This is a genomic window from Elusimicrobiota bacterium (genome assembly GCA_026388095.1).
Classification (GTDB): Bacteria; Elusimicrobiota; Elusimicrobia; order UBA1565; family UBA9628; genus UBA9628.
In genome coordinates this window covers 24,165-32,711 of sequence record JAPLKL010000012.1, presented here as the reverse complement: position 1 = coordinate 32,711, position 8,547 = coordinate 24,165, and the positions used below count along the sequence as shown (strand labels likewise).

The window sequence follows — 8,547 nt, the reverse complement described above, 5'->3', positions numbered from 1 at the left end:
TATTCCTCTGTCGCGCCGACCCTATGAGGATTCGGAGTGCTGGGTCACTTCCTCATCCCTTGGCCCTTGGATCTTCATGAAGTTGCGCGCGCAGGCGGAATGGGGCGCGCGCGGCTCGCGGCGCCAAGCGCCGCGAGCGCAGGAAGAGAGAGTATTGGGCTGAAGTATCAGTGATCTGGATGGCGACCGCGAATGCTAATTCTAATTATGAAATAAAGATAAATTTAGCAATACCGCCAGCGCTGGCGGTGGATTTTCTGGAAGTGATGGAAAAATAGGACAAATTTGCACATCAAGTCGCCGTCTTTCGTCATGGCACAACAACTGCGTGCCGCTAAGTGACCGGCATTGTCCTTAGTGCCTGAAGTGCCGCACACCGGTGAAGGCCATGGCCAGCCCGTGAAGGTCGCAGGCCTTGGTGGCCTCCTCATCCTCGCTCGAGAACCCCGGCTGGATGACGGCCTTGACCCCGGCGCGGGCCGCCTCCAGGACATGGTCGGCGCAGAGCGCGCCGTCCGAGGCCAGCACGATAGGCAGGTCTTCGGATAGGATGGGATGGCGCTCACGGCTCTTCTGCAGGGCCAGGCGCACGGCGTCGAGCCGCGAGGTCTGGCCGCTGCCGATGCCCACGGTCTGCCCGCCGCGGGCCAGGACCACGGCATGGGTCCGGCTGTGCTTGGCCACCTGCCAGGCCAGGCGCAAGGAGTGCATCTCCAGCTCCGTGGCCTGCCGCTTGGTCGTGACCTTCAAGGCTTCGGGCAGGCTCTGGTGGTCCCGGTCCTGGACCAGGACCCCGCCGGCCACGGAACGGAAGTCCAGCTCGTGCGCCGAGATCAAGGTCGAGGGCAAGGTGACCAGGCGGATGTCCTTCTTCGCCTTCAAGGCCAGCAGCGCCTTGGCCGAGAAGCCGGGCGCCGCGATGCAGTTGACCGTCTCCTCGGCGAACCAGGCGGCGGCCTCCTCGTCGACCTCGCGGTTGACCGCGGCCGTGCCGCCCAGGCAGCCGTGGGGGTCGCCGCGGTAGGCGAGCTTGGCCGCCTCGGCCAGGCTCTTGGACACCGCGGTCCCGGCCGGGACCCCGTGCTTGACGATGGCGCAAGCCGGTTCGGTGAACTCGCCCGCGAGCTCCCAGGCCGTGTCGAGGTCGAAGTAGTGGTTGAAGGACAGGGGCCGGCCGTAGACGAGGCTGGCCTGGTTGATGCCCCAGGGCCGGGCCCCGCTCAAGGCGTAGAGCGCGCCTTGCTGGTGGGGGTTCTCACCGTAGCCGAGCTCCGCGCTCTTGCGCAGGCCCATGACCAGCTCCTGCGGGAGCTTCTCCCAGCGGCTGCCGAGGTATTGGGCCACGGTGGAATCGTAGTAGGCGGTGTAGTGGAAGGCCTTGGCGGCCAGGGCTTGGCGGCGCTCGAAGCTGAGGTCGCCGTGCTGACGCAAAACGTCTAAAGTCTGTCCGTAATCCTGGGGGTCGCAGAGGCAGATGACCTGCCGGAAGCTGCGCGCGGCGGCGCGCAGCAGGGCCGGGGCCTCGGCGTCCACGTAGGCGAGGGTCTCGGCCTGGGAGAGCTCGGAGGCCGCCAGCTCGGCCAGGGGATAGAGGTTGATGGCCACCAGCTCGACGGACGGGACGCGCGCGGACTTCTCCTTGATGCCGGTCTCTCCCGAGGCCGCCAAGGAGCGCAGCAGGCCCGGATGCGAGCGGACCTCCGAGACTTCCAGCTCGGCCTGGCGCAGGGTCGCGGCCGTGCTTTGGTCCGCGATGAACTTGAAGCCGAGCGACTGGAGCTGCCAGGCGAGCTCCACGATGCCGGTCTTGTCCGTGACGTGGAGCAGGGCCCAGCGTTCGCCTTTATGGCTCATTTCCGGGGAGCTCGGGGCTGGACCGTGAAGGAGTCCAGCGGGGCGCCGTTATCGTCGAAGACCTCGCAGAAGAGGCCTTCGGGCTTCACGGACAGGGTCACGAAATTATGCTTCGGGATGAACACCTTCGAGTAGGGCGAGGCGCCGCTGCGCTTGGTGTAGAGCGGCGCCCCGCCGCCGCCCGTGACGATGTAGGCGATGCCGCCGACCTCCGAGCGCTCGTAGATGTGGTCGTGGCCGGAGAACACCGCGCCGACCCCGTATTTCTTGAAGAGGGGGGCGAGGATGGGAGCCAGGATCTTGGTGTCATGGACGGCGTGCTGTCCGGTGCCGTAGACCGGGCGGTGCAGGAGCACCACGGTGAAGCGGGCGGCCGCCAGGGAGAGGTCGTCTTCCAGCCATTTGCCCTGGGAGGAGCCCTCCCAGAGCGGCGATTCGCTGTCGAGGACCACGAAGTGCACGCCGGAGCGGTCGAGGGAGTACCAGATCCGGTCGGGCTCCAAGTTGAAGTTCTGGTAGTAGAGGGGAGCGTGGTCTTCGTGGTTGCCGTGCACGGGGAAGAACTCGGCCGAAGCGCGCAGGCCGGAGGAGATCTCGTTGAAGTATCTCCAGTCCTTCGCGGAGGAGCCGCGGCTGACCATGTCGCCGGTGTGGAAGACCACGGCGGGCTTGAACTTCATGAGCTGTGAGACCACGCGGCGATGCGCCTCGTGGTCGCTGCGCGTGTCGCCGTAGACGACGATGCAGCGGGTGCAGGAGGGCTCTTGAGCCCGCGCGGGGAAAGCGCCGAGCAGCAGGAAGGCGAGACCGAGCCATGCGGTCCTGAAGGATCTCGTGGGCATCACCAAATGATACAAAACCGTTTAGGGATGGGGCGTTATGGCGATGATGGTGATCTGGCCTTTGCCGGGGCCGTAGCACCAGAACACGCGGTAGGCGCCGGGCGTGGCCTGCTGGGCGTAGGCTTCGAAGACTTCCTGGCCGTTGGGGCCGCGGAGGCCCAGGAATTTATGAGTGTTCAGGCTGGGGTGTCTGAGGTTGGTTTCGAGCAGGGCGAGGGTCTTACAGACCGCCTTCCAGACCTTGCCGTGGGCGGGGGAAGCCGCGAGTTCGCGGCGTTGCTCGGCTGAATCGGGCAGGTAGACCAGCTCGAAGTTCATCGCTAATCGATGTCGTCTTCGGCGTGGCTGGCGAGGCTCGGCATCTTGATGAACTTGCCCTCTCCCAACTGCCTCAGGCCCCGGCGCACCGAGGCCAGAGCCTTCTTGTCCTTGAACAGCCAGGCTTCCCGGGCGGGGATCAGCACTTGGGGGTCGAGGAGTATCTGGCCCGCTTCGTTGCGGTAGACGCGGTAGAGGTCGTGGACGGGGCCTTTGATGACGACGCGGTGCTTGGCGTCCGCCTTGACCGCGCCGTAGTCCTGGAAGTCGCCTTCCCGGACGACGTCGGAATACTTGGTCTTTTTGGCCATGATCATAGTATGCCCCATGGTGGGATAAATGTCAAGTGGGACAATCCCACCAATCAGCTGCAAGAGGGCTCGTTTGCGGGGTCTTCATCCCGCCGGCGTTTTGGTATCATAGCGTTTGCCAGCTACGATGACAGACATCATGCGCAGCCCGCTAGCGGTCGTTCTCTCGGTTATCCTCGCCGGGCCGTGCTGGGGCAAGGAGGGCAAGCCCGCTCCGGCGCCTAAGCCGCCCGTGGATGTCGGCATCAAGTGGGTCACGATCCACGGCGGGCGCTTCGTGATGGGCTCGGACGACGGCGGGCCGGACGAGAAGCCCAGTCATGAAGTGACGGTCCCGACCTTCCAGATGGCCAAGACCTTGGTGACCTATAAGCAGTACCAGAAGTGCGTGGAGGCCGGGGCCTGCGCCAAGCCCTCCTGCGTCGCGCCGGGCGGGGATTATCCGGTGCCGTGCGTGAACTGGCAACAGGCGCGCGATTTCTCCGCCTGGGTGGGCGGGCGGCTGCCCACGGAGGCGGAGTGGGAGTACGCGGCCCGCAGCCGGGGCAAGGCGCAGAAGTACCCGTGGGGCGACGAGGAGCCGACCTGCGCGCGGGCGGTCTTCAAGGAGCTGAGCGTGCGCGGCTGCGGGAAGGACACGAGCGCGCCCGTGTGCTCGCGGCCCGCGGGCAACACGGAGCAGGGGCTCTGCGACATGGCCGGCAACATGTGGCAGTGGCTGCAGGACTGGTATCACGATTCGTACAACTCGGTCTTCGTGGGCGAGGGCCAGGATATCCTGCGCCGCAAGGTCCATATCGAGACGGTGGCCCTGGGCGCGCCCGTGGACGGCAGCGCCTGGGAAGACCCGCCGGGCACCTATCGGGTCGTGCGGGGAGGCTCCTGGTTCAACGACGCCGCGCTCTTGCGCGCCGCGCATCGCTTCGGCAGCGCCATGGACTACCGGCTCGGCCACCTGGGCTTCCGTCCCGCGCGGTCCCTGCCCTAGATGAGCTCGAGAAAATCTTTCTCGGAAAGGACTCTGACGCCCAATCCCTTGGCCTTGCGCAGCTTGGAGCCGGCGTCGGCGCCGGCCACGACGTAAGCGGTCTTGGCCGAGACCGAGCCCGAGGCCTTGCCGCCCAAAGCCTTCACCTTCTCCTCGGCCTCCTCGCGGGTCATGGTCTCCAGCTCTCCGGTGAACACGAAGGTCTGCCCCGCGAACTTGGCTCCCGTCGCCTTCTTCTCGGAGCGCTTGAAGTTCAGCCCCGCGGCCTTGAGCCGGGCCAGCAGGGCCTTGGTCTGCGGGGAATGGAAGAAGCCTTGGATGGAGGCGGCCACGATCGGACCCACCTCCGGGATCCTGGTCAGATCCTCTCCCGAGGCTGCGGCCAAGCCCTCCAGGTCGTAGAGCTGGCCCAAGGTCTCGGCCGTCTTCTCCCCGACCTGCCGGATGCCCAGCCCGAAGACCAGCCGCTCCAAGGGCCGGTCCTTCGACTCCGCGATCTGGGCGAGAAGGTTCTCCGCCCGCTTTTCGGCGAAAAGCTCGAGCTTGAGGAGGTCTTCCTTCTTCAGATCATAGAGTCCCGCCACATCCTTGACCCGGCCGGTGTCCACGAGCTGATCCACCACGGCCTCGCCCAGGCCCTGCATGTCCAAGGCCGGCCGAGAGGCGAAGTGCAGCAGGAGCCGCTTGAGCTGGGCCGGGCAGGAAGGATTGTCGCAGCGGTACGCCACGAACTCATCTTCCTTGACCACCTTGCCGCCGCAGGCCGGACAGCTCTTGGGCGGCTGGATGGGCTTGGCATCGTCGGGACGTCGGTCCCGGTCCACCTTGACCACCTTGGGGATGACTTCCCCGGCCCGCTCGATGAGGACATGATCGCCTACCATCAGGCCGAGCCGCTCGATCTCCTGGAAATTGTGCAAGGTCACGGAACTGATGGTCACCCCCGCGCAGAACACCGGCTTGACCTTGGCCACGGGCGTGATCGTCCCCGTGCGGCCCACCGAGAAATCCACTTTCTCGACGATCGTCGACGCCTGCTGGGCCGGATACTTGAAAGCCACGGCCCAGCGCGGACTCTTGGCCGTGAACCCCAGCCGTCTCTGTTGCGCATAGGAATCCACCTTCACCACGATGCCGTCCACCGCGAAAGCCAGAACGGGCAGCCTCTTCTGCTTGAAGTCGTGGTAGAAACGGATGGCCTCTTCCAGAGACTCGGCTCTGTCGTGCTCCACCGGCTGCAAGCCGAACGCCGCGCAGGCCCGCAGGAATCCCGATTCGCTCGACACCGGGGCGCCGCCTTCCCACACGCCGAAAGAATGGGCCAAGAAGCGCAGGCGGCGCTGCGCCGTGACCGCGGGGTTCTTCTGCCGGAGGGATCCTGCGGCGCAGTTGCGCGGGTTGACGAATGCCTCCCGCCCGGCCCGCTCCTCAGCCGCGTTGACTTTAGCGAAATCGGCGAAGCTGATGTAGACCTCGCCGCGGACCTCCAGCTTCTGGGGGGCCGCCGCTCCCAGGCTCAGCGGGATGGAATGGATGGCGCGGGCGTTGAGGGTCACGTCCTCGCCCGTCTCCCCGTCGCCGCGCGTGGCCGCCCGCGTCAGCTTGCCGTCCTCGTAGGTCAGGGCGCAGGAGAGCCCGTCGATCTTGGGCTCGATGATGAAGACCGGCCTCTCTCCCGGCGGCAGGTTCTTCAGGAGCCGCGCGTGCCACTCGCGCAGCTCCTCTTCGGCGTAGACGTTGTCCAAAGAGAGCATGGCCGCGGCGTGGCGCGCGGGCTTGAAGTCCGAGACCGCCGCGCCGCCGACCCTCTGGGTGGGAGAGTCCGGTGTGACCGCTTCCGGATGCTGGACTTCGAGCGACCGGAGCCGCCGCATGAGCCGGTCATATTCCGTGTCTGAGATGACCGGGCTGTCCTCGATGTAGTAGCGCCGGTCGTGCTCCCGGATCTCGGCGCGAAGGCGGTCGATCTCAGCTCGGGTCTTTTGGGGGAGCATCTGAGGCGGGGCGGAGGGCTTTGAGCTTGTCGAGGATCCCGTTGATGAACTTGGTGGCGTCCTCGGTGGAGTACTTGCGCACGATCTCGATGGCCTCGTCGATGACCACGCCCACCGGCGTGTCGCGCTCGTAGGCCAGCTCGAAAGCGGCCAGGCGCAGCACGTTGCGGTCCACCGCGGCCATGCGCTTGATGGGCCAGTTCTCCGCGGTCGCGGAGATGTGGGCGTCGATCTCCGCGAGCTTGGCCACCGCGCCTTCGAGCAGGCTGCGGGCGAAGTCGAGGGTCTGCGCCTCTGACTGGCCGGCGTGCCGGTTGACGATGGCGAAGGCTTCCGAGGGCTGGGTATGGGCGACGTCGACGAGATAGAGGGCCTGGAGGGCTATTTCTCGGGCCTGCCTTCGTCTACCCACGGCGGGACTCCTCGTTCACGGGATGAAAGAGCGCGCGACTATTATAACATTTAGTGAAAATCGTAGAATGACTTCATGAGCAGCGCCTTCGCCATAGAGACCGCAGGCCTGACCAAGCGGTTCGCAGACCTCGTCGCGGTCGACGGCATCGACCTGGCCATCCCCGAGGGAGAGGTCTTCGCCCTGCTCGGCCCCAACGGCGCGGGCAAGACCACCTTCATCAGCATGCTCTGCACCTTGGTCAAGCCCACCTCGGGCACGGCGCGCGTGGCCGGGCACGACATCGTCCGCGAGGGCCTGGCGGTGCGCCAGAACATCGGCATCGTGTTCCAGGAGCCCAGCGTCGACGACCTTTTGAGCGGCCGCGAGAACCTCCAGCTCCACTCCATGCTCTACGGCGTGCCCCGGCGCGAGATCGGCGGCCGCATCGAGAAGATGCTCGCCACCGTGGGCTTGAGCGAGCGCGGCGACGACCGCGTGCGCACTTATTCGGGCGGCATGCGCCGGCGCCTGGAGATCGCCCGCGGCCTCATCCACGAGCCGCGCATCCTGTTCTTGGACGAGCCCACGCTGGGGCTCGACCCGGCCAGCCGCCAAGCCGTCTGGGGTTACGTCCGCGAGCTGCGCCGGCGCGCCGGCACCACCATCATCCTCACCACCCACTACATGGAAGAGGCGGACAACCTCGCCGAGCGCGTCGCCATCATCGACCGGGGCCGCATCCGGGAGCTCGGCACTCCCGACGAGCTCAAGCGCAAGGTCGGCGGCGACGTGGTCCGGCTCAAAGGCGACGTCCGTCCCGAGGACTTCGCCGGGCTGGACTTCGTCAAGGAGGCGGTCCGGGAGGACGGGTTTTTGCGGCTCACCGTGGCCGAGGCGCCGCGCCACCTGCAGGCCCTGCTCGAACGCTGCCCGGTCATCGAGGAAGTGCAGGTGCGGCGGGTCACGCTCGACGACGTCTTCCTCAAGTTCACCGGGCGGCAGATGCGCGACGAGGAGGGGGGGCAGGACACCATCTTCCAGCGGATCGCGGTCTCGCGCAATACCCGATGAGCCCCCTGCTCGCCGACCTCAACGCCGTCTACGCCCTGTTCCTGCGCGAGATCAAGGTCTACCTCCGGGAGAAGGAGCGCATCATCGCCATCATGGTCTCGCCGCTGCTCTTCCTCTTCGTGGTGGGGCGGGGCCTGGCGGGGCACAGCCCGGTCCCGGGCTACAACTACCAGCAGTTCATCTTTCCGGGTATCCTGTGCATGGTCATCCTCTTCACCTCCATCACTTACGGCCTCTACATCATCTGGGACAAGCGCCTGGACTTCCTCAAGGAGGTCCTGGTGGCTCCCATCTCGCGCAGCACTTTGTTCTTCGGCAAGGCCCTGGGCGGCATGGTGGGCGGGACGCTGGAGGCCTGCATCCTGCTCATCATAGGCGCCGCGCTCATCCTGCCTCTGGGGCCGCTCAAGATCGCGGGCGCGGTGGCCTTGGCCGCGCTCTTCTCGTTCCTGCTGGTCAACGTCGGCCTGGGCATCGGCGCGCGCATGAACAGCATGGAGGGCTTCGGCCTGGTCATGAGCTTCCTGACCTGGCCCATGTTCTTCTTCGGCGGCGCCCTCTTCGACCTCACGCAGAGCGGGCCGGCGCTGCGCCTGGCCGCGTACTGCGATCCCTTCACCTACTGCGTCGATCTCATGCGCTGGGTCCTGCTCGGCTGGAGCGTGCTGCCCCCCGGCCTGGACCTGGCCGCGGTGCTGTTCTTCTGCGCGGCCACGGCGGCCTGGGGCATCGTCTCTTTCGGAGGCCTCCAGCAGACTCGATGACCATCATTGAC

9 protein-coding genes are annotated in these 8,547 nt (G+C 66.4%); 3 read left to right on the top strand and 6 right to left on the bottom strand.

Features of this window, described 5'->3' with window-relative positions:
* Positions 1-354 precede the first annotated feature (354 nt).
* Genes purH through NTY77_03050 form a run of 4 tightly spaced genes read right to left on the bottom strand, consistent with a single transcriptional unit; the run spans position 355 to position 3,325 of the window.
* Positions 355-1,854 carry a bifunctional phosphoribosylaminoimidazolecarboxamide formyltransferase/IMP cyclohydrolase gene (gene purH, locus NTY77_03065; GenBank protein ID MCX5794464.1) on the bottom strand — a complete coding sequence of 500 codons (1,500 nt, stop codon included), beginning with the start codon at positions 1,852-1,854 and terminating at the stop codon, positions 355-357.
* The gene (locus NTY77_03060) at positions 1,851-2,696 is read right to left on the bottom strand and encodes a metallophosphoesterase (GenBank protein ID MCX5794463.1); all 846 of its coding nucleotides are present in this window, start codon (positions 2,694-2,696) and stop codon (positions 1,851-1,853) included. The genes purH and NTY77_03060 overlap by 4 nt, the downstream gene beginning before the upstream one ends.
* Before the next feature lie 21 nt (positions 2,697-2,717).
* The gene (locus NTY77_03055; protein ID MCX5794462.1) at positions 2,718-3,014 is read right to left on the bottom strand and encodes a hypothetical protein; all 297 of its coding nucleotides are present in this window, start codon (positions 3,012-3,014) and stop codon (positions 2,718-2,720) included.
* 2 nt (positions 3,015-3,016) lie between these two features.
* The gene (locus NTY77_03050; GenBank protein ID MCX5794461.1) at positions 3,017-3,325 is read right to left on the bottom strand and encodes a hypothetical protein; all 309 of its coding nucleotides are present in this window, start codon (positions 3,323-3,325) and stop codon (positions 3,017-3,019) included.
* A gap of 139 nt (positions 3,326-3,464) precedes the next feature.
* Here NTY77_03050 and NTY77_03045 point away from each other — a divergent pair, with 139 nt between their 5' ends.
* Entirely contained in the window at positions 3,465-4,313 is an 849-nt protein-coding gene (locus NTY77_03045; protein ID MCX5794460.1) for a formylglycine-generating enzyme family protein, read from the top strand.
* Here the strand turns inward: NTY77_03045 and ligA are convergent.
* Together ligA and nusB are read right to left on the bottom strand one after the other, a co-directional pair.
* The gene (gene ligA / locus NTY77_03040; GenBank protein MCX5794459.1) at positions 4,310-6,307 is read right to left on the bottom strand and encodes an NAD-dependent DNA ligase LigA; all 1,998 of its coding nucleotides are present in this window, start codon (positions 6,305-6,307) and stop codon (positions 4,310-4,312) included. The genes NTY77_03045 and ligA overlap by 4 nt on opposite strands.
* The gene (gene nusB, locus NTY77_03035) at positions 6,282-6,719 is read right to left on the bottom strand and encodes a transcription antitermination factor NusB (GenBank protein MCX5794458.1); all 438 of its coding nucleotides are present in this window, start codon (positions 6,717-6,719) and stop codon (positions 6,282-6,284) included. The genes ligA and nusB overlap by 26 nt, the downstream gene beginning before the upstream one ends.
* Before the next feature lie 75 nt (positions 6,720-6,794).
* Between nusB and NTY77_03030 the strand changes: the two genes are divergently transcribed.
* Both NTY77_03030 and NTY77_03025 read left to right on the top strand, forming a co-directional pair.
* On the top strand, positions 6,795-7,772 hold the full coding sequence (locus NTY77_03030; protein ID MCX5794457.1) for an ATP-binding cassette domain-containing protein: 978 nt from the start codon (positions 6,795-6,797) through the stop codon (positions 7,770-7,772).
* Complete coding sequence (locus NTY77_03025) at positions 7,769-8,536, top strand: ABC transporter permease (GenBank protein ID MCX5794456.1); 768 nt, start codon at positions 7,769-7,771, stop codon at positions 8,534-8,536. Before NTY77_03030 ends, NTY77_03025 begins: the two co-directional genes overlap by 4 nt.
* Positions 8,537-8,547 lie beyond the last annotated feature (11 nt).